Genomic DNA, 23,364 nt, shown 5'->3' with positions numbered 1-23,364 from the left:
GGGGGGATTAGTGAGCGATGGGGGCGGCATCCGGTTTGGTCAGCAGGCGCTCGACGTCGTCGATCACCTTGAGGGCCGCCTGGGGGCCGCCGGTGGAGGTCCAGAGTGACCCGTCGACGGCGCCGAAGCGCTTGCCCTTGATGGCGCCGAGCTGCTGGAAGGCCGGGGTCTGCTCGGCCTGCTTCATGGCATCCACCGCATCCCCGCTGGTGCTGAGGGTGCCGATCACCAGCCAGTCACCGTCCAGCAGGTTGAGGGATTCGAGGCTCAGGGCCGGGGAGTGGGGGCTCTTGTCGCCAATCTGGTGGGAGGGTCGGGTGAGCCCCATCTCGGTGACCACGCTGCTGGCAAAGGTGCCGCCGTGCATGTAGCTCGGCCCCTTGGGGTTCCAGCGCACTATGCTCATCTGTTCACCCTGATGCTGGGCGAGCTTGCTGCGGGCCTCTGCCAGGCGGACCTCATACCGGGTGAGGAACGCCTTGGCCTCGGCCCCCCGGTTCATCGCGTCGGCGCTGCGACCGAACACGGTTTTCCAGGGCTCGCCCCAGTTGCCGGTGACGACGGTAGGGGCGATCTCCTTGAGCAGGGCCAGGAGCTCGGGCTTGGTCTGGCCGGTGAGGATGAGGTCCGGCTCCAGATCGATGAGGGTCTCCAGATTGGGGTTGTCCAGATCCCCGACCACGGCGATCTCCTTGCCCGCCTTGTCCAGCAGATAGCGGGGCAGGGTGGACTGGCCGCGTCCATTGACGGTGCCTACCGGCTGCACCCCCAGAGTCAGGGCGCTGTCGAGATCGAGTTCGCTCAACACGACGACCCGCCGGGGCGCATCGGGGACGCTCTGGGACTGGCCGTTGGCATCGATGACCTGGCGGCTGCCCGCCTGGGCCTGGAAGCCCGTCAGGCTGGCCAGCATGAGCAAGGTGGCCAGCGGGGAGAAGATCTTCATGGTGACATCCTTATGGGTGAAATCGGTGGGCCGGAGTCTGTGGAAAGTGCCTGAGAGCCGCCCGGCCAGCCCCGAATGGGCGGGGACATGCTATCACAAAGCAAGTGAGAAGCGTTGTCATTTGTATTTGTGGCATGACCTCGGCTTGCTTTGGTACCATCGCAGGCCCCTGTCAGGAGCCTTTCATGTTGCCTCGTTGTCCCTCACTCGATGGACCTTTTGTCCGTCAATCCGATACCTTGCGCCTGCCGGGCCTGGAGACGCTGCCTCTTCATCGGGTCAGTTTTGATCCCGCCGCCTTCTCGCCGGAGTGCTTTGGAGCCCAGGGCATCACCCTGCCTGCTTCATTGCAGGGGGCTGCCCCCAGGCGCCTCGGGGAGTTTCTGGCAGGGCGTCTCGCAGCCCGTGAAGCCCTGCGTCCCTTCGGTCTTGCAGGATGCAGCGTGGCCATCGGAGCGGCCCGGGAGCCACTCTGGCCTGAAGGGGTGGAGGGGAGCATCAGCCACAGCCGGCTGGCGGGAGAGGGGGTGGCCCTGTGTGCGGTGCGTCCGGGCCAGGAGGGAATCGGGCTGGATCTGGAGGCCTGGCTCGATGGCGACCAAGGGGCGCAGCTCTGGCCCGGCATCATGGATGGGGAGGAGTGGGGACGGCTGGAGGCGGGGGTTCACGACGCCCAGCTGAGCCTGGCAGAGGGCGTGACCCTGGTGTTTTCCGCCAAGGAGAGCCTCTTCAAGGGGCTCTATCCCCGGGTGGGGCGCTACTTTGACTTTCTCGATGCCCGCTGGCTCGCCATGACGGCGCAGACTCTCACCCTGGAGCTCAAATGCCCGCTGACGCCGGCCCTGCCAGCTGGCTGGCGCTGCACCCTGCACTGGCAAGCCCTGCCGGGGGGCGTGCTCACCGTCTTGCTGCTGTGAGCACGATGCCAGCGCCCGGATAACGCCAACGCAAAGCCCAGAGAAAGAAACCGCCTGATGGCGGTTTCTTTTTTGGGCACAGGGTATGGCTCAGGCCGACACGCCATGGTCGGCGCGCAGGCGAGGCGCTTCGTCAGCGCGTCGGCGGGGCACGATGACAGGGGCCCCGTCGCCGGGGGCGTGCAGTATGTCCACATCGGTCTGGTAGAGGCGATCGATGAGGGGCTTGGTCACCACCTCCCGGGCCGGGCCCATGGCCTGGATGGCGCCATCCCCCAGGGCAATCAGCTCGTCGCAGTAGCGGGCGGCGGTGGCGAGATCGTGGATGACGATAAGCACCGTCTTGCCCTCGGCGGCGACCCGATGGATGGCCTCCATCACCTCGGTCTGGTGGCCGATGTCCAGCGCGCTGGTGGGCTCGTCCAGCAAGATGATGTCCGCATCCTGGGCCAGCACCATGGCGAGCCACACCCGCTGGGCCTGACCGCCGGACAGCGAACTGGCGCTCTGGTGCCAGATGGCATCAAGCTGCATCCGCTCCCGGGCCCAGTCCACCATGCGGGCATCTTCCTCGCTCCACTGATTGAACCAGCCCTGATGGGGATGGCGGCCATATTGCACCAGCTGCTCCACCAGGATACCGGGGGGGGCCAGGGGGCGTTGGGGCAGATAGGCGAGTTCCCGAGCCAGGGCTTTGGCGCCATAGGCACCGAGTGGCTTCTCCTTGAGCAGGATCTCCCCGGACCGGGGCTGCTCCTGTCCCGCAAGGAGCTTGAGCAGCGTGGATTTGCCGCCGCCGTTGGGGCCGACGATCCCCACCAGCTTGCCCCGGGGGAGGGAGAAGGAGATCTCCTTGAAGATGGTCTTTTGCGGGTAGCCGAACTGGAGTCGGTTCACGGTGAGCGTCATCGGGCAGCCCTCGGTCTGTATTGAAAATGGATGAATGCCATGGTCAGTCGGCCTTCTGGCGATCTTTGAGCAGGATGAAGAGCAGCAGCAGGCCGCCGAGAATGCGGGTCATGATGCCGGTAGCCACTTCGTGGGGGCTGGCCAGCACCCGCACCAGGGTGTCGCTGGCGAGCAGCATCAGGGCGCCGCACAGGGCGGCAATCCAGAGCGGCACGATGCGATCCCGGCTGAGCCAGGAGGCAAGGATGGGGGCCGCCATGGCAATGAAGACCACGGGGCCGCCGATGGCGGTGCCAAGGGCTGCGACGATGATGGCCTGGGCCAGCACCCCGAGCTGGACCCGGTTCACGTTGACCCCGAGGGTGCTGGCCGTCACCGGTCCCAGGCGCAGCACGCCGAGGGAGCGGGAGAGACAGACGGTCCAGGGACAGATGAGCAGGAGCAGCAGGCTCACCGGTAGCAGGGTGCCATAGCCCTGACCGACGAAGTTGCCCATGTTCCACAGATAGAGGCTGGTGAGGTGCACCAGGGACTGGGTGGACATGATGAACTGGCCGAGGGCGTTCATCAGCTCGGAGACCCCGATGCCGATCACCACGAACAGGTAGCCCTGCTCCCCGGGCTTGTTGCACAGGGCATAGAGCACGGCGGCGGCAAACAGGGCGCCGAAGGGGGCGGCCCACCAGGGCCAGGTACCCAGGGTCAGATAGAGAGAGAAGATGATGATGGCCAGGGATGCCCCCTCGTTGACCCCTATCATGTCCGGGGTGGCGAGGCGGTTTCGCACCAGGGTCTGCACCAGGCAGCCCGAGAGTCCCATGGCGGCGCCGGCCACCAGCACCGCCAACAGGCGCGGCAGTCGGATCTTGAATACGGTTACTTGATCGAGTCGGCTTCCCTCCCCGAGAAGGGTCTGGATCACCCCCATCATGGTGATCTTGCCGGAACCCAAGGTGAGGGCCAGCAGGGAGAGCAGGGTGAGGGCGACCAGGAGCCCCAGGGTGATGAGCCAGGCGCGGCGGTGCAGCAACAGGGTGTGGCTGCCAAGGCGAAGGCAGAGGGTGCCGCTCGGGAGTGAGAGAGAGTTTTTCATGGGCGTTGCACCTTATTTGACGGCCAGCAGGGAGCGGAAGCCGCCGCTGCGCACCACCAGGATGAGCACGGGCGCCCCGATGAGCGCCAGAATGACGCCGTTGGGCAGCTCGTAGGGCTGGATAAGCCAGCGGGCCAGCACATCGGCACCGAGCAGAAAGAGCACCCCGAACAGGGCGGAGAAGCGTACCTGGATGGCGAGGCGAACCGGCTCCACCAGGCGGGCGCAGTAGGCGGCGAGGAAGCCGACAAAGCCGATGGGACCTGCGATGGCGATGGCGCAGGCGGTGAAGAGCGTTGCGGCCAAGAGCACGCCGATCCGCACCCGGGTGGGGCGGATGCCGAGGGCCTTGGACTGGTGATCCCCCATCTGCATCAGGGTGAGAGGGCGACAGAGCGCCAGGGTCAGCAGCAGGGCGGCCAGGGCGAAGGGGACCACGGTGAGTACCGCTTCCAGACTGGAGGCGGCAAGGGACCCTAAGTTCCAGAAGCGGAACTGCTCCAGCACCACCCGGTTGGAGAGCAGCAGGAAGTTGGAAAGACCGCCGAAGGTGGCGGAGAGGGCGACTCCTACCAGGATGAGTTTGAGGGGGTTGGAGCGCCCCACCATGAGGCCGAGGCCCAGCACGATGAGGTTGCCGAGCAGGGCCCCCATGCCGGACCAGAGCAGATAGCCGTAGGCGGATTCGACACCAAACCAGGTGAGGCCGATCACCAGAGCAAAGACGGCGCCGGCATTGACCCCGAGCAGGCCGGGTTCGGCCAGAGGGTTGCGGGTGGCACTTTGCAGCATGGAAGCCGCCAGGGAGAGTGACGCCCCCACCACCAGGGCTGCCAGGGTACGGGGCAGGCGCAGGGTATGGACTATCATGGTGAGCTTTTCATCGGCCACGAAGGCGGGATCGCCCATCAGGAAACCGGCGACCTCGCGGCCACCATAGACACCGGCCCCGGTGGCCAGTGACAGACAAATCAGCAGGAAGAGGAGCAGCACGCCGAGCCAGAACAGCCGAGCTTGGTATCTGAGCACTCAATGACTCCTTGAATTCGGGGAGGCAGAAACGCAAAAAGGGAGCCCCGCGACCGGGGCTCCCGCATACAGGATGGATTACAGCTTGTAATCGACCCCTGCGTAGACGGTGCGACCTTCCAGGATGAAGTCGGCGTCGGTCGCCACCTCGTCACGCTGGGTGTTGGTGAGGTTGGTGATGCCGAGCTTGAAGTCCAGGGCCGGCGTGACGGTCCACTTGGTGTTCACGTCCAGGGTCTGGTAGTGCTTGGAGGTGAATGCCTGGGCGTTGCGAGCCGGCACCTTGATCACCTGGCTGCCGACATACTGCCAGGCCAGGTTGGCGCTGACTACGTCGCTCGCCTTCCAGTCCAGGCCGATGTTGCCGGTGTGATCCGGGGTCTTGGCCAGATCATCCCCCGTGCTCTTGTCTTCGGAGTCCAGCAGGGTCAGGTTGCCGGTCAGCTGCACGTTGTCCAGCACGTCGAACCAGCCGGTCAGCTCCAGCCCCTTGATGCGGGCCTTCTTGACGTTGAGGTAGGTCATGACGGTCGGACGGTAGCCCGGGCCCCACTGATCGCTCTGGATCAGATCCTCGATCTCGTTGTGGAAGCCGGTCACCCCTGCGCCGAAGCGATCGGCGTTGTAGGCGGTGCCAAGCTCGTAGCTGACGGAGGTTTCCGGCTTCAGGTCCGGGTTGCCTATTACCTTGCAGGCGCCGCGGCAGGCGGTGGTGGCGAATCCTTCGCTGGACTGGGCCAGGGTCGGGGCCTTGAACGCCTTGCCGGCGCCGCCCTTGATCACCCACTCGTCACTCAGGGAGTAGAGGGCGTAGGCACGGGGGCTGAACTCGTTGCCATAGGTCTCGTGGTGATCCAGACGGCCGGAGAGCGTCAGGGCCAGATCCCCAAAGCCGAACTCGTCTTGCAGGTAGAGGGCGCTCTGGCTCGCATCCACGCTGCCGTTCTGGATGCTGCGGCTGTGCTCCAGCTCGGTCTTGCGGAACTCTGCACCCGAGGTCAGCAGGTGATCCCCGAGGTAGCCGCTCAACTGGCCATCCACCGTGTTGTTGGTCTGGGTGATGTCGGCGGCGCCACCGTTGAGCTGGGAGTCATCCATCAGATCGGTCTGCTCGAAGTAGTAACGAGCGCGGCTGTCGAAGTGTTCCCAACGGCCGTTGTGGGTCAGCCCCAGGCTCAGGCGATCGAGTTTCTGCACGTTGTGGGGGGTGGCCGGTGCGGTCGGGGCACGGGGCACGTTGTTGAAGTAGCTGTCCATGTCGTTCTGGTTGTAACCCAGATCGAAGTCGATGTCCTGGTTGTCGGCCACCAGCCACTTCAGGCTGGAGAGCACGTTGACCACTTCCCGTTTCTCCAGGGCGTCGGCATCCGGGTTGTTGGACTGCTCGCTCTTCCAGCGATCCCGCTGATAGCCTTCCACCACCACGCTGCCCAGCAGCTTGTTGTCGATCAGGGCGCCGGAGACGAAGGCGCTACCCTGGTTGGCATCCCCGCCATCCCCCTTGGTGGGCATGGTGTGGGTGTAGCCGACGGCCGCTTCGGTGTTCTCCTTGGCCTGGCGCAGGATCACGTTGACCACGCCGCCGAGGGCATCGGCCCCGTACAGGGAGGAGACGGGACCGCGGATCACCTCGATGCGCTCGATGGCGGCCATGGGGATGGAGCTTAAGTCGAAGTCGTTGCCAAAGGAGCTGCCCAGGGTCTCGCGGGCGTTGACCCGCTTGCCGTTGACCAGCAGCAGGGTGTAGTCACCGCCCATGCCGCGGATCTTGATCTCGTTGCGACCCGTGGGGTTGGTGCCGATGATGTTGACACCGGGCACGTGCTTGAGGGCATCGCCGATGTTGTTGACGTTCATCTTGTCCAGATCGGCGCGGGTGACCACGGAGACGCTGGCCGGGGCGGTCAGCTCGGTGTGCTTGGTCTGGGTGGCGGTGACCACCACCGTCTCGTTGGCCTTGACGGACTCGGCCTGGGCCAGGCCCGGTACGGCCAGCAGACCAAGGGAGAGCAGAATGGGGTTCAGTTTAAAGAGGCCGTGCTGCAACTGCATTGTCAAAAACTCCATGGATATAACTGAGGTTATGGGGTCCGGATTCTTCTGATCCGGTGCTCACTGACTTCCTTGTCTGGCGGTGCCAGAGGCAGGATTATTGTTATCTCTTGTGCGCTTCAGGCCCCGGATGAGGAACCAGACACCGGCGCAGGCCACCAGGGTGCACGCAATGTTGATCCAGGCCAGGGTGGGGAAACCGTGCAGGGCGCCCCCCTCGTCGGAGACCAGATATCTGGCGGAGAATAGGCTGCCGAGGCCCGCCGCCACATTGGTGATCGAGCCCTGGAAAGACATGAAGGCGGCGCGCTGATGGGGGGCCGGAATGGCCGCCGTGACCGCGAGGGTGGTGCTGGCACGGGCGGAGCTCAGGGCCATGAAGAGGGTGAACAGCAGATAGAGAGGCAGGCCTGCCGGCAAGGCAAAGCCCACCAGGGTGATCAGGGCCAGGGCCAGGCTGGTGAGCAGGATGGCGCCCTGGGCGCGGCCCTGATCGATCCAGCCGCCGCACAGGCGCATGGTGGTCATGCTGGCAAGACCGCCGCACAGATAGAGGCTGGCGATCTGGTGGCGCGGGAAACCCAGGTTGAACTGGAAGTAGTTGGCAAAGTGCGGAATGAGCAGGAAGTGGCCGAACATCTGCAGGCAGAGGATGAAGAGGGCTCCCTGGCAGAGCGGTGACCCCAGCAACTGGCGCATCCCCTGGCCTGCCGGGGCCCGGTTGACCGGCAGGGACGGCAGCCAGATGGCACACAGCAGGGCCAGCAGCAGGCCCCCTGCACCAAACAAGAGGAAGGGGCTCTGCCAGCCAGACCACTGGGCCAGCACGAGGGCTGCGGGCACGATCAGAATGGCGGCCAGGGAAAACGCCATGCCCACGTAGGCGAGACGGCGGCCCCGCTCGGCGGGCGGTACCAGATCCAGCACCGCCGCCATCAGGATGGCCCCCAGGGGGCCGGCCACGCAGCCGGACAGGATAAAGATCAGCAGCAGGGTCTGGCTATCCTCGGCCAGGGCGCAAGCCATCAAGAGCAGGAAGCGCAGGACCAGCAGTACCAGCAGGGCGGGTTTGCGGTTGACCCGATCGAGCCAGGGGGCGGCCAGGAGGCCCAGCAGGGCGGCTCCCAGGGTGGCGCCGCCGCTGAAGTAACCTGTCTGCTCCGGCAGCATCCCCAGGCGGGTTACCAGTTCCGGGCCAAGGGGCATCACCATCATCATGCAGCCCATGGAGAGCATGTTGATGAGCAGCGCAAGGTGGATGGCGGCAGGGGTGGATGCGACGGATTCTGGCTTCATCAGAGGCTGACTCGAAAAAATGAGTCCGAATTGTATCCGAGGGTTTTTGTTGTGACAACAAATGATAACCATTTTTATTTGTATTGATTGGTATCTTAACGAGTCTTTATCAGGTGCCTCTGTGTGGGGTTGCATACCAGGCCCGTTGCAATCGGGGCGCCATGGACCATGATGGCAGGAAGCGAGAGGGTGGCGGTGAACGCCGGGAGGAGAAGATGCGCGCTGGATCAGGGTATTGGGGGCTGGGGTGCTGCCTGTTGCTGGCATTGCCCCTGAGGGCCGAAGTGAAGGTCATACCGGTATTCGAGGCGGATGCCGCGGTGCAGACGCTCAAGGAGATCTACCCGGATCTCGGGGTGAGCGCCATGGGCAACCAGCTGGTACTGAGCGGAACCCCCGCCCAGTTGCAGGAGGCCGAGCGTACCCTGGCGCAAGTGAACCAGCCGCCCCAAAGCCTGCTCATCGAGTGGCGGGTGGATGGCGCCTCCAGCCGTCAGCAGGCCGGAGTGGGGCTGGGCCTGGATGCCAAACGGCAGTGGCTGCTGGAGGGGGATGCCCGGCACTATGAACGCAGCCAGAGTGACAACTGGCAGGTGCGTGGCCTCTCCGGGCGGCCCGTGTTGTTGCAGATGGGGTCCTATCAGCCGGTCACCTTTTACCAGTGGCAGGGGGGAAGGGTGGTGGGCATGATGCCGCTGATGAACGGTCTCTACGCCACCGCGACCCTGATAGGGGACAGGGTGCAGGTGGCCCTCAGCAGTGAACAGGCAAGAGTGGAGCGAGGCAACATACACACCGGCCAGAGTGCCACCGAGGTGAGCGGCGCCCCGGGCCAGTGGCTGACGGTGGGGGAGCTTTCCACAACCCAAGGCAGCCGGGAGGCCGCGATCGCCAATCCATCAGGCATGGGCAGGGCCAGCGGCAGCGAGCGCCAGACTCTGCAGATCCGGGTCACGCGCCAGTGAACCAGCCTGTCAGTGGGGCTGATCCAGGGCGTAATCCCGCAACTGGCGGCTTCTTAGCAGATACCAGAGCGCCCAGAGGCTGGCGATGAGCACCAGGGCGGTGGGCCAGTTGAACGACCACTGCTGCAGATTGAGGCTGTGCAGTTGCATCAGCAGGCCACTGACGGCAGAGCAGAGCAGCAGCAAGGGGCTGTGGCGTCTGAGCCAGGCTCTGGCACTGTGGGTCTGGCGATGGGTGCCGCCGCAGGCGAGCAGCGCCAGCATGGCGGGCACGTCCGTCAGCAGGCTGATATAGAGGGTGAGCTTGTCCGGGTAGAAGAGGGTCAGGATGGCGCTGCCACTCTCCCGGGTGACCCCCGCCATCAGAAACAGCCAGACCGAGCGGGTCAGCAAGAGGACGATGGGCCAGAACCAGAGCGGGGGGCGCAACTGGCCGTGATCGTCGTAACGGTGTTCGGGGTAGAGGGTCATGGTGGCCCGGTATCCATTCATGCAGTGCGAGTGATGAAGGGGATATGGGGCACAGGGCAGGCCATTGCAAGGCCGGCAACGGCCGGGAATTAATCGGGGGGCCATGCCCCCCAATCCGCAGTCTTTAGTTGCCGGGTTCCGGCGTCACAGCCAGCCTTTTCGCTTGAAGAAGAGACCGGTGCCCAGCGATGACATCACCATCAGCACCAGGGAGAGGGGATAGCCGTATTCCCAGGCGAGCTCCGGCATGCGGCCAAAGTTCATGCCATAGATGCTGGCGATAAGGGTCGGCGGCAGGAAGATGACCGCGGCTACCGAGAAGATCTTGATCACCTTGTTCTGCTCCAGATTGGTCACCCCCATGGAGGCCTCCAGCTGGAAGTTGATCTTGTCGAACAGGAACTGGGTATGGGGCAGCAGGGATTCCACGTCGTGCAGCATCTCGTCGATCCACTTGTTCTGCTCCCCCGTCATGCGCTGGCGCAGGCTGCGTTTGAGAAAGCGCAGGGCGCGGCGGGTATCGTGCAGGGAGAGACGGATCTGGCCGTTGGCCTCTTCCTGGGCCATCAGCTCCTTGAGCATGGGGTTGATCTGGTCCGGCTCGAAGATCTGATCGGCGGTGTTCTCCAGGGTCTTGTACCCATCCTCGATCAGGTCTGAGAGGTACTCCACCTTGAGGTTCTGCACCTCCAGCAGGATGTCGAGGGCGTCTTCGACCTCCAGTCTGTCCTGGCGCATGTAGTGGCGCAGCAGACGCACCAGGCCGATGTCGTCCTCGCGGATGCTGATCAGCAGGTTGTTGCGCAGGGTAAAAGAGACGTGCACACCCTTGGTGTCGCGACCGATGCGCTGGGGAAACAGGGAGTGGATGTGCAGACCGTCGGTGTCCCAGTAGAAGCGGGCGGATGCCTCGATGTCATCGAGCTCCTCCTTGTCCGGCACCTCCTCCAGGAACAGGCCCGTCAACCATTCTCGCTCCGCTGTGTCCGGCTTGTAGGCATCCAGCCAGACGGTGTTGTCGGGAACGATGTCATCCGGCCCGAGCGTGACTATGTCCAGCACCTTGTTGTTGAGAATGTAGGCGGTGATCATCTGTCCCCCCTTAAGAAGTCATGGGTAATCAGGGATGGTTGCACAGGTTCATGCGGCCTTAGATCGCACGGAAAGCGATCCCATGAAATAGCATAACGAGGCCGATGGACAACCTGAATGCGGCGAACTATACAGGGGCGGGACCCGCTTGTCAGGGCCTATTCATCAGGGGTTCAGCCTGTTCGCTCAAAAAATCGGCGAGGTCGGATCAGCCGTGGCGACCCCGATGCGGGCGATCCCGGCGTCGCCTTCTTTGTTCGCCCTGGTGTGGGGGAGGGCCCGGGCTCACCGGCGGGAATGGCGGGTTGCTGGTCGCCCTGAGACAGCCCCCGGCCAAGCGCAGGAAACGGTCTCCGGGCGGTGTTCCGGGGCTGCGTCTCCTTGTTATCTGCTCTGGTGTGCGTGGGCAAGCCTGTTACAGATTGGGATAGTTGGGGCCCGAGCCCCCCTGGGGCGGCGTCCAGACGATATTCTGGCTGGGATCCTTGATGTCGCAGGTTTTGCAGTGAATGCAGTTGGCGGCGTTGATCTGCAGCCTTGGCCGGGTATCCCCATCAAGGATCTCGAACACCCCCGCCGGGCAGTAGCGCTGGGCGGGTTCGGCCCAGGTGGGCAGGTTGACCTCGACCGGAATGCGCGCGTCCTGAAGGGTCAGGTGACAGGGTTGATCCTCGTCGTGGCTGGTGCTGGCCAGATAGACGGAAGAGAGCTTGTCGAAGCTGAGCTTGCCGTCGGGTTTGGGGTAGTCGATGGGCTGGCAACGGCTGGCCAGGCGCAGCTGGCGGTAATCCGGCTCCTTGTCCAGCAGAGTAAAAGGAGAGGTCAAGGCAAAGAGTCGCTGCTCCAGCCAGTTGAAGGCGCCGCCGAGCCAGGGGCCGAAGCGGTGCAGGGCGGCCCCGACGTTGCGGGCCCTCTTCAGTTCCCGGGTCAGCCAGCTTTGCAGCAGCGCGTCCTGAAACTCGGCCAGATCCCGTCCCCCTTCATCCCCTCCTTGCAGTGCCATGGCGACCGTCGCGGCCGCCACCATGCCGGACTTCATGGCGGTGTGGATCCCCTTGATGCGGGAGAAGTCGAGGGTGCCCGCGTCACAACCGATGAGCAGGCCGCCGGGAAAGTGCATGCGCGGCAATGAGTGCCAGCCTCCCTTGGTGATGGCCCGTGCGCCGTAGCTGATGCGCTCGCCCCCCTGCAACGTTGCCGCGATGAGGGGGTGGTGCTTGAGACGCTGGAATTCGTCGAAGGGGCTGAGCCAGGGATTCTGGTAGTTGAGATCGACGATAAGGCCGACCGCCACCTGATCCTGGGCCAGATGATAGAGATAAAAGCCCCCCTGACTCTTGTTGCCCTTTTCCTCACCAAGGGGCCAGCCGCTGCCATGGAGTACCCGCCCAGGATGGGATTGTCCCGCAGGCACCTGCCACACCTCCTTGAAGCCGATGGCGTAATGCTGCGGCTGGGCGCTATTTTCCAGATGGAATCGGGCGATCAGCTGTTTGCCGAGGTGGCCGCGCGCCCCTTCGGCAAACAGGGTATAGCGGCCATACAGGGCCATGCCGGGCACGTGATCCGGCTTGGGGTTGCCCTCCTTGTCGAGGCCCAGATCGCCGGTCACCACCCCGCGCACCCGGCCCTCCTCCACGATGAGGGTGCTGGCAGCAAAGCCCGGGTAGATCTCGACACCGAGGGCCTCGGCCTGCTTGCCGAGCCAGCGGCAGAGGGTGCCGAGACTGATGATGTGGCTGCCGTCGTTGTGCATGCGGGGTGGCACCGCCCAGTGGGGCAGTTGCAGGGAGCGGCTGTCGCTTTGCAGCAGATGGACCTGATCATCCGTCACCGGCACGCCGAGGGGGGCCTCCTGCCAGCTCTCTGGCAGCAGCTCCCTGAGGGCGACGGGATCGAGCAGGGCGCCGGAGATGACGTGGGCACCGATCTCGGCCCCCTTCTCCAGCAGGCAGACCGAGAGGGCCGGGGCCTGCTGCTTCAATGCGATGGCGGCGCTCAGGCCTGCCGGGCCGCCACCGACGATGACGACATCAAATTCCATTGCTTCGCGTTCCATCTTGCCTCTGTGCTCGACTTGGCCTATGGTAGTGCTGGTAGTTTACGTAAACGTAAACCACTTTGTCAGCAGAAAAGTGAGTGACGACAAGGTGGACCCACACAACAGGTATGAGGGATGACCGCCATGAAGCTGCTGGTCGCAGTCAAACGGGTCGTTGATTACAACGTCAGGATCCGGGTCAAGGGGGATGGCTCCGATGTGGAGCTCGCCAATGTGAAGATGGGCATCAACCCGTTTTGTGAAATCGCGGTGGAGGAGGGGGTCAGGCTGCGGGAAGCCGGCGTGGCATCCGAGCTGGTGGTGGTGACCTTCGGCCCCGAGGCGGCGGCCGAGCAGTTGCGCCATGCCCTGGCGCTGGGGGCGGATCGGGCGCTGCACTATGTTACCGGCGAGACCCTGACTCCGCTCACCGTGGCCCGGGCCCTGCAAACGGTGTGCGGGCAGGAGCAGCCCGATCTGGTGCTGCTCGGCAAACAGTCCATCGATTCCGACAACAACCAGGTGGGGCAGATGCTCGCCGCCCTCAATGACTGGCCACTTGCCACCTTCGCTTCCGCCATCAGGCTGGTGGAGGGGGAATTGCAGGTGACCCGCGAGATAGACGGTGGCCTCGAGACCCTCGGCATGGCGCTGCCCGCCGTGGTGACCGTGGACTTGCGTCTCAACGAGCCGCGCTTCGCCTCCCTCCCCAACATCATGAAGGCCAAGCGCAAGCCGCTGGATAGCCAGCCGTTCGCCGCCCTCGGGGTAGTGCCGGCCGACCAGACACGGCAGCTCGGGGTAATGGCGCCGCCGGTGCGCAGCGCCGGCATCAGGGTGGGCTCGGTGGACGAGCTGCTGGACAAGCTCAAGCACGAAGCCCGGGTGCTCTGATGGGCAGGGGCATGAGAGGGATGCCTCCCGCAGGCGTGAGCGCCATGCATGGGGCAACGGCCCGGGGGAGCAAGGGATCAATGGATGACATGAAGGTGCTGCCATGAGCGTACTTGTGATTGCGGAACATCATCAGGGGCGGATCGCCGACAACCTGGCCCAGCTGGTCACGGCGGCGGGGCGCCTGGGGGGCGAGGTGCACCTCTTGCTGCTGGGGCAGGGGCTGACGGAGGCGGGGGAGCAGGCCGCCGCCCTCACGGGGGTAAACCGGGTGCTGCTGGCAGAACATCCCATGCTGGCGGAGGGGCTCAACGACGGGGTCGACAGACTGCTCGCCGAGGTGGCCAGGGACTACCAGCACTGCCTGATGGCGGCCAGCAGCCAGGGCAAGGATCTGCTGCCGCGAGTGGCGGCCAGGCTCGGGGTGGAGATGATCGCCGAGGTGACCGGCATCGAGGGGCCCGACACCTTCCTGCGTCCCATCTATGCGGGCAACGCCATCGCCCGGGTGGCGAGCAGCGCCCCCGTCAAGGTGCTCACCGTGCGGCCCACCGCGTTCGCCAAGGCCGGGTCCGGGGAGGTGCGTGCCGTGATGGAATCGCTGCCGGTGGCTGAGGTGCGCTGCCGTACCCGGCTCATCGAGCGGCGTGCGGTGCGCTCCGCCAGACCCGAGCTCGGGGCGGCCCGGGTGGTGGTCTCCGGCGGGCGGGCACTCGGCTCGAAAGAGCACTTTGCCCTCATCGACGCTCTGGCGGACAAGCTGGGGGCTGCCGTCGGGGCATCGCGGGCCGCCGTGGATGCAGGTTATGTCTCCAACGACCTGCAGGTGGGGCAGACCGGCAAGGTGGTGGCCCCCGAGCTCTACATCGCGGTGGGCATCTCGGGCGCCATCCAGCATCTGGCGGGGATGAAGGAGTCCAAGGTGATCGTCGCCATCAACAAGGACGCCGAGGCCCCCATCTTCCAGGTGGCGGACTACGGTCTGGTGGGGGATCTCTTCACCCTGCTGCCGGAGCTCACCGCCAAGCTGTAAATTTGCCACAAAGGGGCGAAGAAAGCCGTCCGTGCTGTCTCGCCCCCGTTTCCATGCATATTCTCTGCAAGCCCTGGCCCGTTCAGGGCTTTTGTCTGATGGGGGCCCGGTGGCGCCGGGGCAAAAGGTTGCGCTGGATCCCAAAAAGCCTTTGCCCCCACGGGGGGCTGTCGTGTAAAAACGTTCGAGTCACCGATCACACACATCCATTCACGGAAAGCGTCATGAGCAAACAGATTTACAACTTCTGCGCCGGCCCTGCCATGTTGCCGGTTGAAGTCATGGAGCGCGCCCAGCGCGAATTTTGTAATTTCCAGGGGCTGGGAGCCTCGGTCATGGAGCTTTCCCATCGCGGCAAGCCCTATATGGCGGTCGCCGAGAAGGCCGAAGCGGACCTGCGCGACCTGCTGGCGGTGCCGGACAACTACAAGGTGCTCTTCATGCACGGCGGTGGCCGCGGCCAGTTCTCCGCCGTGCCCATGAACCTGCTGGGTGGCGCCAACAAGAAGGCGGATTACCTGGTGACCGGCGTCTGGGCCCAGAGCGCCGTGGATGAAGCCCAGAAATACGGTGACATCCAGACCTTCCAGGGGGTGGCCAAGAACGAGCAGGGGGTCTCCCACCTATTGCCGACGCCGGCGTTTCGCGCCGATGCCGCCTATGTGCACTACTGCCCGAACGAAACCATCGATGGCATCGAGATGTTCGACATCCCGGCCACCGGCGATGTGCCCCTGGTGGCGGATCTCTCCTCCACCATCCTCTCCCGTCCCCTCGATGTGAGCCGCTTCGGCATCCTCTACGCCGGTGCCCAGAAGAACATAGGCCCCTCTGGTCTGGCCATCGCCATCGTGCGCGACGACCTGCTGAACCAGGCCCGCGCCGATGTGCCGTCCATCTTCGACTACCAGCTCACCGCCAAGAACGACTCCATGTTCAACACGCCCCCCACCTACGCCTGGTACCTGGCCGGTCTGGTGTTCGAGTGGCTCAAGGAGCAGGGTGGCCTGGCGGCGATGGAAGCACGCAACAAGGAGAAGGCTGACTTCCTCTACGGCTACCTCGATCAGTCGAGCTTCTATGGCAACAAGGTGGATGTGGCCTGCCGCTCCCGCATGAACGTGCCCTTCCAGCTGAAAAACGAGGCCCTGGACAAGCTGTTCCTGGCGGAGTCGGAAGCGGCCGGTCTGCTGGCCCTCAAGGGACACCGCATCGTCGGTGGCATGCGCGCCAGCCTCTACAACGCCATGCCCCTGGAAGGGGTCAAGGCCCTGGTCAGCTTTATGGATGACTTTGCCAAACGCCACGGTTGAGGCGTGCCTCCCCATTGCCAGACGCCGGGGACTCCCCGGCGTCTGTTTTTCAGACCCATCCTGACCCAGGCTGCCCTCTCCCGCGGTCGTGCCACTGTCGAACTTGCCGCGGGGGACGCGGGCTGTTAACGTCCGGTCAGGTGATTTAATTGAGATCGAACAGGAAGTCTATGAATTCGTTGCGTTTGGAACCCATTTCTAGCGTGGCCGGGGTGGTCAATCTGCCCGGCTCCAAGAGTGTCTCTAACCGGGCCCTGCTGCTGGCGGCCCTGGCCCGGGGCACCACCCGGCTGACCAACCTGCTCGACAGCGATGACATCCGCCACATGCTGGCGGCGCTGACCCAGCTCGGCGTCAAGTACAAGCTCTCCGCCGACAAGACCGAGTGCACCGTGCACGGTCTGGGTCGCAGCTTCGCGGTCTCGGCACCGGTCAACCTGTTCCTCGGCAATGCCGGTACTGCCATGCGCCCCCTGTGCGCCGCCCTGTGCCTGGGCTCCGGCGAGTACACCCTGGGCGGCGAGCCGCGCATGGAAGAGCGCCCCATCGGCCACCTGGTGGATGCCCTGCGCGAAGCGGGTGCCCACATCCAGTACCTGAAGAAAGATGGCTATCCGCCTCTGGTGGTGGATGCCAAGGGGCTCTGGGGGGGCGATGTCCACATCGACGGCTCCGTCTCCAGCCAGTTCCTGACGGCGTTTTTGATGGCGGCCCCCATGGCGGCCGGCGACACCCGCATTCACATCAAGGGGGAGCTGGTCTCCAAGCCCTACATCGACATCACCCTGCACATCATGAAGCAGTTCGGGGTGGTCATCGAGCACGACGACTACAAGGTGTTCTACATCAAGGGCAACCAGACCTATGTCAGCCCGGGCGACTTTCTGGTGGAAGGGGATGCCTCCAGTGCCTCCTACTTCCTCGCGGCGGGTGCCATCAAGGGCAAGGTGCGGGTTACCGGCATCGGCAAGCACAGCATCCAGGGGGACATCCACTTCGCCGACGTACTGGAGAAGATGGGGGCCCGCATCACCTGGGGCGATGACTTCATCGAGGCCGAGCAGGGGCCGTTGCACGGCATCGACATGGACATGAACCACATCCCGGATGCGGCCATGACCATCGCCACCACGGCGCTGTTTGCCGAGGGCACCACCACCATCCGCAACATCTACAACTGGCGGGTGAAGGAGACCGACCGCCTGCACGCCATGGCGACCGAGCTGCGCAAGCTGGGCGTGGAAGTGGAGGAGGGGCACGACTTCATCACCGTGATCCCGCCCGCACAGCTGACCCACGCGGCCATCGACACCTACAACGATCACCGCATCGCCATGTGCTTCTCCCTGGTGGCGCTCTCCGATACGCCGGTCACCATCAATGATCCGGGTTGCACCTCCAAGACCTTCCCGGACTACTTCGACAAGCTGGCCAGCGTCAGTCAGGCCTGAGCCCTTTCGGCCCGCTTCGTGCGGGCCTTTTCATCTCTGCCCCCCGCTTTTTTCATGCCTCTTAGCAGCATTATGCAAACTTGCAAGGTGCGATAATAAAATTCCTTGCCGAAGAATGTAATTTTCTATTTACACCGACCCGGCACAGGGCTAGATTGAGATCTCTTTATCGCAGTCATCTAGCAGGAAACTTGGTCATGCAGCATCAAACCGACGACGTTCGTATCAGTGAAATCAAAGAGTTATTGCCCCCGGTTGCGGTGCTTGAGAAGTTTCCGGCGACCGACACCGCCTCGGCCACCGTGTTTGAATCCCGTCAGGCCATCCACAACATCCTGGCCGGCGACGATGATCGCCTGCTGGTGGTGATCGGCCCCTGCTCCATCCACGATCCGGTCGCCGCCCTGGAATACGGCAAACGCCTCAAGGTGCTGCGCGACGAGCTGAAAGATCAGCTGGAGATCGTGATGCGGGTCTACTTCGAAAAACCCCGTACCACAGTGGGCTGGAAGGGGCTGATCAACGACCCCTACCTCGACAACAGCTGCCAGATCAACGACGGCCTGCGCCTGGGTCGCAAGCTCTTGCTGGATCTCAACGACATGGGGCTGCCGACCGCCTCCGAGTTCCTCGACATGATCACCCCGCAATACGTGGCGGATCTGATGAGCTGGGGTGCCATCGGCGCCCGTACCACCGAATCCCAGGTACACCGCGAGCTGGCCTCCGGTCTCTCCTGCCCGGTGGGCTTCAAGAACGGCACCGACGGCACCATCAAGGTGGCCATCGACGCCATCGGCGCCGCCAGCGCCCCGCACCACTTCCTGTCGGTGACCAAGTACGGGCACTCCGCCATCGTCTCGACCGCTGGCAACCCGGACTGTCACATCATCCTGCGCGGTGGCCGCGAGCCCAACTACAGCGCCCGTCACGTGGATGAGGTGGTGAGTGGTCTGGACAAGGCCGGTCTGCCCCAGAAAGTGATGATCGACTTCAGCCACGCCAACAGCAGCAAGCAGTTCAAGAACCAGATGCTGGTGGCCGAGGACGTGGCCGGTCAGCTGCGTGCCGGCAGCAAGGCGGTGTTCGGCGTCATGGTGGAGAGTCACCTGGTGGAAGGGCGTCAGGATCTGGTGGACGGGTGCGAGCTCACCTTCGGCCAGAGCATCACCGACGCCTGCATCGGCTGGGCCGATACCGAGGTGCTGCTGCGCAACCTGGCGGACGCCGTGGCCGCTCGCAACGCCCTCTGAGCCCAAGGCGCCCCGTTGGCGGGGCAATAAAAAAGCGCGACCCTGGGTCGCGCTTTTTGTTTGGCCATCTCTCGACAGGTCGCGGTTTACTTGGCCCGCTCCTGGTGGCCGCGCAGGCGGATGTTGATCATCTCCACCACCAGCGAGAAGGCCATGGCGAAGTAGATGTAACCCTTGGGAATGTGCAGATCCAGCCCTTCGGCCATCAGCGCCACCCCGACCAGGATAAGGAAGGAGAGGGCCAGCATCTTGATGGTGGGGTGGGTATCGACGAAGTCGCCGATGGCCTTGGCGGCAAACATCATGACGCCGACGGCGATGATGATGGCCAGCACCATGACAGGGACATGATCCGCCATGCCCACGGCTGTGATGACGGAGTCCAGGCTGAAGATGATGTCGAGGATGGCGATCTGCACCAGGGTGGACAGGAAGCCCGCGGTCTTGCTCACCACACCCGCCTCTTCGGCGGCCCCTTCCAGGCTCTGGTGGATCTCGTGGGTGCTCTTGGCGATGAGGAACAGACCCCCCACCAGCAGGATGAGATCCCGTCCCGAGATGGCTTCCCCCAGCACGGTGAAGAGGGGCTCGGTGAGGCGCATCACCCAGGCCAGGGAGAGCAGCAGCAGGATGCGGGTGCCCATGGCGAGCCCCAGCCCCAGGATGCGCGCTTTCTGGCGCTGGGCTTCCGGCAGGCGACCCACCAGGATGGAGATGAAAATGATGTTGTCGATGCCGAGCACGATCTCGAGCAGGGTCAGGGTGGCGAGCGCGACCCAGGCGGAGGGGTCCGCAATCCATTCCAGCATGATGGAACCTTGGTTGAACAGTGATTGAGGTAGAAGTCGCGCATTTTAGCAGGGGGTCATGGCTTGTCCCAGTGGCGGGAAAAGATAAAAATGGCGGCGATCCAACAGGAGGGAAACATGTTTCGATTAGGGCTCATCATCAACCCCGTCGCCGGCATCGGCGGGGCCGTCGGTCTCAAGGGCAGTGACGGCATGGTCGCCGAGGCGCTGGCGCGCGGGGCCGTCCCCAAGGCCCGGGAGCGGGCCCGCCAGGCCCTGTTGCCCCTGTGCGAGCTGACCACCCCATTCGAGCTGCTGACGGTGGCCGAAGAGATGGGGGCCGACCTCGCCTCCGAGCTGGGGCTGCCCCATCGCATCGTCCATCGGCCTGCCGGGGCGCAGACGAGCGCCGAGGACACCCGGGCTGCCGCCCTGGCCCTGCGCGATGCCGGGGTGGATCTGCTGCTCTTCGCCGGTGGCGATGGCACCGCCCGGGACATCTGCGCGGCGGTGGGGGAGTCCTGCCATGTGCTCGGCATCCCGGCGGGGTGCAAGATCCACTCCGGGGTCTATGGGGTGACGCCGGCGGCGAGCGGCCGGGTGGCGGCCAGAATGATCGCGGGGGAGCTCCTGAGCCTGGTGGATGCGGAGGTGATGGACATCGACGAGGAGGCGTTTCGCGCCGGCAAGGTGCGCGCCCGCCACTACGGCCAGCTGCTGGTGCCCGGGGATCTGCGCTACGTGCAGGCGGTCAAGCAGGGGGGGCGGGAGTCCGAGGAGCTGGTGCTCGCCGATCTTGCCGCCGGTGTGGTGGAGCAGATGGAGCCCGATACCCTCTACCTGATGGGGTCGGGGAGCACGGTGGCCGCCTGCATGGGTGAGCTGGGTCTGGAAAATACCTTGCTCGGTGTGGATCTGGTGGAAAATGGCCAACTTATCGGGCAGGATCTGTCCGCCGCCGAGATCCTGACCCGGATCCGCGGCCGTCGCTGCCGTCTGATCATCACCCTGATCGGCGGTCAGGGACATCTGTTCGGGCGCGGAAATCAGCAATTGAGTCCAGACGTGATCCGGGCCGTCGGGCGCGAGCATATCCAGGTGCTCGCCACCAAAGCCAAGCTGGCGGCGCTAGAAGGCCGTCCGCTGCTGGTGGACACCGACGATCCGGTACTGAACCGGTCGTTGAGTGGTTATCTGCGCATAACCACGGGATACAAGGATCAGGTCATCTACCCGGTGGCCAACCCGGAATAGGACATCAAGGATGCGGCTGGCCTGGCGCCAGAGAGCCGCGATCAACCGGATCGCGGTTCCACTCCCCGAATTTTTTGCCGGCAACCCCGGAAATGAGGCTGCGTTAAATGACGATTCACGATTTTGAACACAAGTTGTTGGGACTGATCGACGCCATGGTCGCCACGGCCAGCGAAGACGAGCTGTTTGCGGGTGGCTATCTGCGAGGGCACATCTCCCTTGCGGTGGCGCGCGCCGAGCTGGAGGGCAAGACCCTGGTGCGGGACGTCAAGAGCTATGTGCTGCGCAGCCTGAACGAGGCCATCTTGCAGGGTGAGCTCTCCGAGCAGGACGAGGTGCTGGTGCAGGAGATGTGGAAGCGTCTGCAGGCCCAGGCGGAAGCTTGATCCCATTCGCAGTTCAAACACAAGTTTAAGTAATCTGCTTCCCTGAGTGTTATCAAAAGGTTAATAATGAGGCTCGCCTTTTGTTTCAGGGATTAAACCATGGCCTCCACCTCACGCATTGCCACCAGACTGCCGCTCGAGATGCTCTATCACTGGGAGCGGCAGTGTCCCGACCGAATCTATCTGCGTCAGACCATCCACCGCGAATACGTCGACTTCACCTGGGGTGAGGTCGCCGACGAGGCGCGGCGCATGGTGACGGCACTGCGCGCCCTGGGCCTGGAGCCCGGTGACAAGGTGGCGCTGCTCTCCAAGAACTGCGCCCAGTGGTTCATCGCCGATCTGGCGATGCAGATGGGGGGATACGTGAGCGTGCCCATCTACCCCACCGCCAACGTCGACACCATCGAATACGTGCTGCGCCACAGCGAAACCAGGGCGATCTTCGTCGGCAAGCTGGACGACTGGAAGAGCCAGGAGGCGGGGGTGCCCGGGGATCTGCTGCGTATCGCCCTGCCTTACGACACCATGCCGGCCGCCCACCAGTGGGACGATCTGCTGGCGCAATACGACCCCATCCCGGACAGCCCGGTGCAGGCGCCGGATGCCCTGCTGAGCCTGGTCTACACCTCCGGCAGCACCGGCAAGCCCAAGGGGGCCATGCTGAGCGTGGAGCGCTATGCCTGGTCCTGCGAGAAGCTGGTGGAGGCGGTCTCCCTCACCGCCGAGGATCGCGGCTTCTCCTACCTGCCCCTTGCCCACATCACCGAGCGGGTCTACATCTACGGCGGCAGCCTGTTCAGCGGTGCCACCATCGCCTTCCCCGAATCCCTCGACACCTTCATCGAGGACGTCAAGCGCTGCCGTCCCACCGTCTTCATCTCGGTGCCGCGGCTCTGGGCCATGTTCCGCATCAAGATCCACGAGAAGCTGCCCCAGAAAAAGCTGGCGCTGCTGCTCAAGATCCCCCTCGTCTCCAACCTCATCAAGAGCAAGCTGCAAAAGGGGCTGGGGCTGGATCAGGCGCGGGTGCTGGGCTGCGGCTCGGCGCCGGTGGCCCCGGCGCTGCTGGAGTGGTATCACAGCATCGGCATCCATATCACCGAGGCCTGGGGCATGACCGAGAACCACGCCTACTCCACTCTCAACTACCCGTTCCGGGCGGACAAGATAGGCACCGTCGGCAAGGCCGGGCCCGGGGTGACCATCAAGATCTCCGACGAGGGGGAGATCCTCTGTCGCTGCGACGGCATGATGGTGGGCTACTACAAGGATCCCGAGCACAGTGCAGAGGCCATCGACGCCGAGGGCTGGCTGCACACCGGTGACATGGGCAAGCTGGACCGGGAGGGTTACCTCACCATCACCGGCCGCATGAAGGACGTCTTCAAGACCGCCAAGGGCAAGTACGTGGCCCCGGTGCCCATCGAGGGGATGCTCGGGCAGGAGCCCATCATCGAGCAGCTCTGCGTCATCGGCTACGGCATGCCGCAGCCGGTCGCCCTGGTGCAGCTCGCCGAGAGCGCCATGAAGGGGGACAAGGCCGGGGTGGAGGCCCAGCTGGAGGCTGCCCTCAACCGGGTCAACGACAAGCTGGAATCCCACGCTCGCCTGCGGGGCATCCTGGTGGTCAAGAGCCCCTGGAACATCGAGAACGGGGTGCTGACCCCCACCATGAAGATCCGCCGCCACCTGCTGGAACAAAAATACGCGGACATCGGCGAGCGCTGGTCCGGCAGTCAGCGCATCCTGTGGGAGTCCTGACAGGGGTCGGTGCCGCCATATGGGCCATATCAATGACAGTCGGGGGAGCCAGTGGCTCCCCCGCTGTATTTCAGGGGAAAGCAGCCGACAGGGGGCGGGGCTGGGGTATTGACGCCTTCTCCGAGGTTTCCCGCCGCCATGCCGCCCCGCGTCGAGGGAACAGGCAGGGAAAGGCATTTGCAAAATCCATGGAGAGGCGGGATCCCAGTGGCTTGGCAAATGCATCTTGGGGTCACACACGGGGGCCGCAAGGGGCGGGGCATTGACCCCTTCCCCGACGTTTCCCGCCGCCGCCATACCGCCCTGCGTCGAGGGAACAAGCAGGGAAGGTATTTGCAAAAACCATGGAAAGGCGGGATCCCAGTGGCTTGGCAAATGCATCTTGGGGTCACACACGGGGGTCGCAAGAGGCGAGGG

General features: G+C 64.3%; 20 protein-coding genes. 10 read left to right on the top strand and 10 right to left on the bottom strand.

Annotated elements, in window-relative coordinates; translation table 11 throughout:
• Positions 1-7: 7 nt before the first annotated feature.
• The gene (locus C2U30_RS04680) at positions 8-946 is read right to left on the bottom strand and encodes an ABC transporter substrate-binding protein (protein ID WP_103243276.1); all 939 of its coding nucleotides are present in this window, start codon (positions 944-946) and stop codon (positions 8-10) included.
• A gap of 185 nt (positions 947-1,131) precedes the next feature.
• On the opposite strand from C2U30_RS04680, the gene C2U30_RS04675 reads away from it, so the two are divergent.
• Positions 1,132-1,863, top strand: a complete 732-nt coding sequence (locus C2U30_RS04675) for a 4'-phosphopantetheinyl transferase family protein (protein WP_103243275.1) — start codon at positions 1,132-1,134, stop codon at positions 1,861-1,863.
• 90 nt (positions 1,864-1,953) lie between these two features.
• Here C2U30_RS04675 and C2U30_RS04670 read toward each other — a convergent pair whose 3' ends face one another.
• From C2U30_RS04670 to C2U30_RS04650, 5 genes are all read right to left on the bottom strand, one after another.
• Positions 1,954-2,772 (bottom strand): amonabactin ABC transporter ATP-binding protein, encoded by an 819-nt coding sequence (locus C2U30_RS04670; protein ID WP_103243274.1) that lies wholly within the window; start codon positions 2,770-2,772, stop codon positions 1,954-1,956.
• A 43-nt stretch (positions 2,773-2,815) separates the two neighbouring features.
• Positions 2,816-3,865 (bottom strand): amonabactin ABC transporter permease subunit 1, encoded by a 1,050-nt coding sequence (locus C2U30_RS04665; RefSeq protein WP_103243273.1) that lies wholly within the window; start codon positions 3,863-3,865, stop codon positions 2,816-2,818.
• 12 nt (positions 3,866-3,877) lie between these two features.
• On the bottom strand, positions 3,878-4,894 hold the full coding sequence (locus tag C2U30_RS04660) for an amonabactin ABC transporter permease subunit 2 (RefSeq protein ID WP_103243272.1): 1,017 nt from the start codon (positions 4,892-4,894) through the stop codon (positions 3,878-3,880).
• Positions 4,895-4,972: 78 nt separating this feature from the next.
• The gene (locus tag C2U30_RS04655) at positions 4,973-6,946 is read right to left on the bottom strand and encodes a siderophore amonabactin TonB-dependent receptor (RefSeq protein ID WP_010674445.1); all 1,974 of its coding nucleotides are present in this window, start codon (positions 6,944-6,946) and stop codon (positions 4,973-4,975) included.
• Positions 6,947-7,006: 60 nt separating this feature from the next.
• The gene (locus tag C2U30_RS04650) at positions 7,007-8,242 is read right to left on the bottom strand and encodes an MFS transporter (RefSeq protein WP_103243271.1); all 1,236 of its coding nucleotides are present in this window, start codon (positions 8,240-8,242) and stop codon (positions 7,007-7,009) included.
• Positions 8,243-8,457: 215 nt separating this feature from the next.
• On the opposite strand from C2U30_RS04650, the gene C2U30_RS04645 reads away from it, so the two are divergent.
• Complete coding sequence (locus tag C2U30_RS04645) at positions 8,458-9,207, top strand: hypothetical protein (RefSeq protein ID WP_069652592.1); 750 nt, start codon at positions 8,458-8,460, stop codon at positions 9,205-9,207.
• Positions 9,208-9,216: 9 nt separating this feature from the next.
• Here C2U30_RS04645 and C2U30_RS04640 read toward each other — a convergent pair whose 3' ends face one another.
• From C2U30_RS04640 to C2U30_RS04630, 3 genes are all read right to left on the bottom strand, one after another.
• Positions 9,217-9,678 carry a DUF2919 domain-containing protein gene (locus tag C2U30_RS04640; protein ID WP_103243270.1) on the bottom strand — a complete coding sequence of 154 codons (462 nt, stop codon included), beginning with the start codon at positions 9,676-9,678 and terminating at the stop codon, positions 9,217-9,219.
• Between the two features lie 144 nt (positions 9,679-9,822).
• Entirely contained in the window at positions 9,823-10,770 is a 948-nt protein-coding gene (corA, locus tag C2U30_RS04635) for a magnesium/cobalt transporter CorA (protein ID WP_005301617.1), read from the bottom strand.
• 415 nt (positions 10,771-11,185) lie between these two features.
• Complete coding sequence (locus C2U30_RS04630; RefSeq protein WP_103243269.1) at positions 11,186-12,829, bottom strand: electron transfer flavoprotein-ubiquinone oxidoreductase; 1,644 nt, start codon at positions 12,827-12,829, stop codon at positions 11,186-11,188.
• A 126-nt stretch (positions 12,830-12,955) separates the two neighbouring features.
• On the opposite strand from C2U30_RS04630, the gene C2U30_RS04625 reads away from it, so the two are divergent.
• From C2U30_RS04625 to aroG, 5 genes are all read left to right on the top strand, one after another.
• Positions 12,956-13,705: an electron transfer flavoprotein subunit beta/FixA family protein gene (locus C2U30_RS04625; protein ID WP_199767345.1), complete on the top strand. Its 750-nt coding sequence runs from the start codon at positions 12,956-12,958 to the stop codon at positions 13,703-13,705.
• Positions 13,706-13,808: 103 nt separating this feature from the next.
• Positions 13,809-14,738 carry an electron transfer flavoprotein subunit alpha/FixB family protein gene (locus C2U30_RS04620; RefSeq protein ID WP_103243267.1) on the top strand — a complete coding sequence of 310 codons (930 nt, stop codon included), beginning with the start codon at positions 13,809-13,811 and terminating at the stop codon, positions 14,736-14,738.
• Between the two features lie 224 nt (positions 14,739-14,962).
• Positions 14,963-16,051, top strand: coding sequence for a 3-phosphoserine/phosphohydroxythreonine transaminase (gene serC / locus C2U30_RS04615; RefSeq protein ID WP_010674452.1), 1,089 nt, complete (start codon positions 14,963-14,965; stop codon positions 16,049-16,051).
• A gap of 170 nt (positions 16,052-16,221) precedes the next feature.
• Entirely contained in the window at positions 16,222-17,502 is a 1,281-nt protein-coding gene (aroA, locus tag C2U30_RS04610) for a 3-phosphoshikimate 1-carboxyvinyltransferase (RefSeq protein WP_041212941.1), read from the top strand.
• A 197-nt stretch (positions 17,503-17,699) separates the two neighbouring features.
• Positions 17,700-18,755, top strand: a complete 1,056-nt coding sequence (gene aroG, locus C2U30_RS04605; RefSeq protein ID WP_041212942.1) for a 3-deoxy-7-phosphoheptulonate synthase AroG — start codon at positions 17,700-17,702, stop codon at positions 18,753-18,755.
• A gap of 86 nt (positions 18,756-18,841) precedes the next feature.
• On the opposite strand, the gene C2U30_RS04600 is transcribed toward aroG, so the two are convergent.
• On the bottom strand, positions 18,842-19,564 hold the full coding sequence (locus tag C2U30_RS04600) for a TerC family protein (protein ID WP_010674455.1): 723 nt from the start codon (positions 19,562-19,564) through the stop codon (positions 18,842-18,844).
• A 117-nt stretch (positions 19,565-19,681) separates the two neighbouring features.
• Here C2U30_RS04600 and C2U30_RS04595 point away from each other — a divergent pair, with 117 nt between their 5' ends.
• The 3 genes from C2U30_RS04595 (at position 19,682) to C2U30_RS04585 (ending at position 22,947) form a co-directional block, all read left to right on the top strand.
• On the top strand, positions 19,682-20,797 hold the full coding sequence (locus tag C2U30_RS04595) for an ATP-NAD kinase family protein (protein WP_103243266.1): 1,116 nt from the start codon (positions 19,682-19,684) through the stop codon (positions 20,795-20,797).
• A 107-nt stretch (positions 20,798-20,904) separates the two neighbouring features.
• On the top strand, positions 20,905-21,183 hold the full coding sequence (locus C2U30_RS04590; protein WP_010674457.1) for a YfcL family protein: 279 nt from the start codon (positions 20,905-20,907) through the stop codon (positions 21,181-21,183).
• A 99-nt stretch (positions 21,184-21,282) separates the two neighbouring features.
• The gene (locus tag C2U30_RS04585) at positions 21,283-22,947 is read left to right on the top strand and encodes an AMP-binding protein (RefSeq protein WP_103243265.1); all 1,665 of its coding nucleotides are present in this window, start codon (positions 21,283-21,285) and stop codon (positions 22,945-22,947) included.
• The last annotated feature ends 417 nt before the right edge of the window (positions 22,948-23,364 follow it).

This window comes from Aeromonas sp. ASNIH5 (genome assembly GCF_002902865.1).
GTDB classification, from domain to species: domain Bacteria; phylum Pseudomonadota; class Gammaproteobacteria; order Enterobacterales; family Aeromonadaceae; genus Aeromonas; species Aeromonas caviae.
Note: the sequence above shows the minus strand (reverse complement) of the source record. Positions and strands in the feature narration are given on the sequence as shown.

Bases quoted from the DNA above. Each gene is read 5' to 3' on its own strand.
- C2U30_RS04680 (WP_103243276.1), bottom strand. From the start codon at position 946: ATGAAGATCTTCTCCCCGCTGGCCACCTTGCTCATGCTGGCCAGCCTG.
- C2U30_RS04675 (WP_103243275.1), top strand. From the start codon at position 1,132: ATGTTGCCTCGTTGTCCCTCACTCGATGGACCTTTTGTCCGTCAATCC.
- C2U30_RS04670 (WP_103243274.1), bottom strand. From the start codon at position 2,772: ATGACGCTCACCGTGAACCGACTCCAGTTCGGCTACCCGCAAAAGACC.
- C2U30_RS04665 (WP_103243273.1), bottom strand. From the start codon at position 3,865: ATGAAAAACTCTCTCTCACTCCCGAGCGGCACCCTCTGCCTTCGCCTT.
- C2U30_RS04655 (WP_010674445.1), bottom strand. From the start codon at position 6,946: ATGCAGTTGCAGCACGGCCTCTTTAAACTGAACCCCATTCTGCTCTCC.
- C2U30_RS04650 (WP_103243271.1), bottom strand. From the start codon at position 8,242: ATGAAGCCAGAATCCGTCGCATCCACCCCTGCCGCCATCCACCTTGCG.
- C2U30_RS04645 (WP_069652592.1), top strand. From the start codon at position 8,458: ATGCGCGCTGGATCAGGGTATTGGGGGCTGGGGTGCTGCCTGTTGCTG.
- C2U30_RS04640 (WP_103243270.1), bottom strand. From the start codon at position 9,678: ATGACCCTCTACCCCGAACACCGTTACGACGATCACGGCCAGTTGCGC.
- corA (WP_005301617.1), bottom strand. From the start codon at position 10,770: ATGATCACCGCCTACATTCTCAACAACAAGGTGCTGGACATAGTCACG.
- C2U30_RS04630 (WP_103243269.1), bottom strand. From the start codon at position 12,829: ATGGAACGCGAAGCAATGGAATTTGATGTCGTCATCGTCGGTGGCGGC.
- C2U30_RS04625 (WP_199767345.1), top strand. From the start codon at position 12,956: ATGAAGCTGCTGGTCGCAGTCAAACGGGTCGTTGATTACAACGTCAGG.
- C2U30_RS04620 (WP_103243267.1), top strand. From the start codon at position 13,809: ATGAGCGTACTTGTGATTGCGGAACATCATCAGGGGCGGATCGCCGAC.
- serC (WP_010674452.1), top strand. From the start codon at position 14,963: ATGAGCAAACAGATTTACAACTTCTGCGCCGGCCCTGCCATGTTGCCG.
- aroA (WP_041212941.1), top strand. From the start codon at position 16,222: ATGAATTCGTTGCGTTTGGAACCCATTTCTAGCGTGGCCGGGGTGGTC.
- aroG (WP_041212942.1), top strand. From the start codon at position 17,700: ATGCAGCATCAAACCGACGACGTTCGTATCAGTGAAATCAAAGAGTTA.
- C2U30_RS04600 (WP_010674455.1), bottom strand. From the start codon at position 19,564: ATGCTGGAATGGATTGCGGACCCCTCCGCCTGGGTCGCGCTCGCCACC.
- C2U30_RS04595 (WP_103243266.1), top strand. From the start codon at position 19,682: ATGTTTCGATTAGGGCTCATCATCAACCCCGTCGCCGGCATCGGCGGG.
- C2U30_RS04590 (WP_010674457.1), top strand. From the start codon at position 20,905: ATGACGATTCACGATTTTGAACACAAGTTGTTGGGACTGATCGACGCC.
- C2U30_RS04585 (WP_103243265.1), top strand. From the start codon at position 21,283: ATGGCCTCCACCTCACGCATTGCCACCAGACTGCCGCTCGAGATGCTC.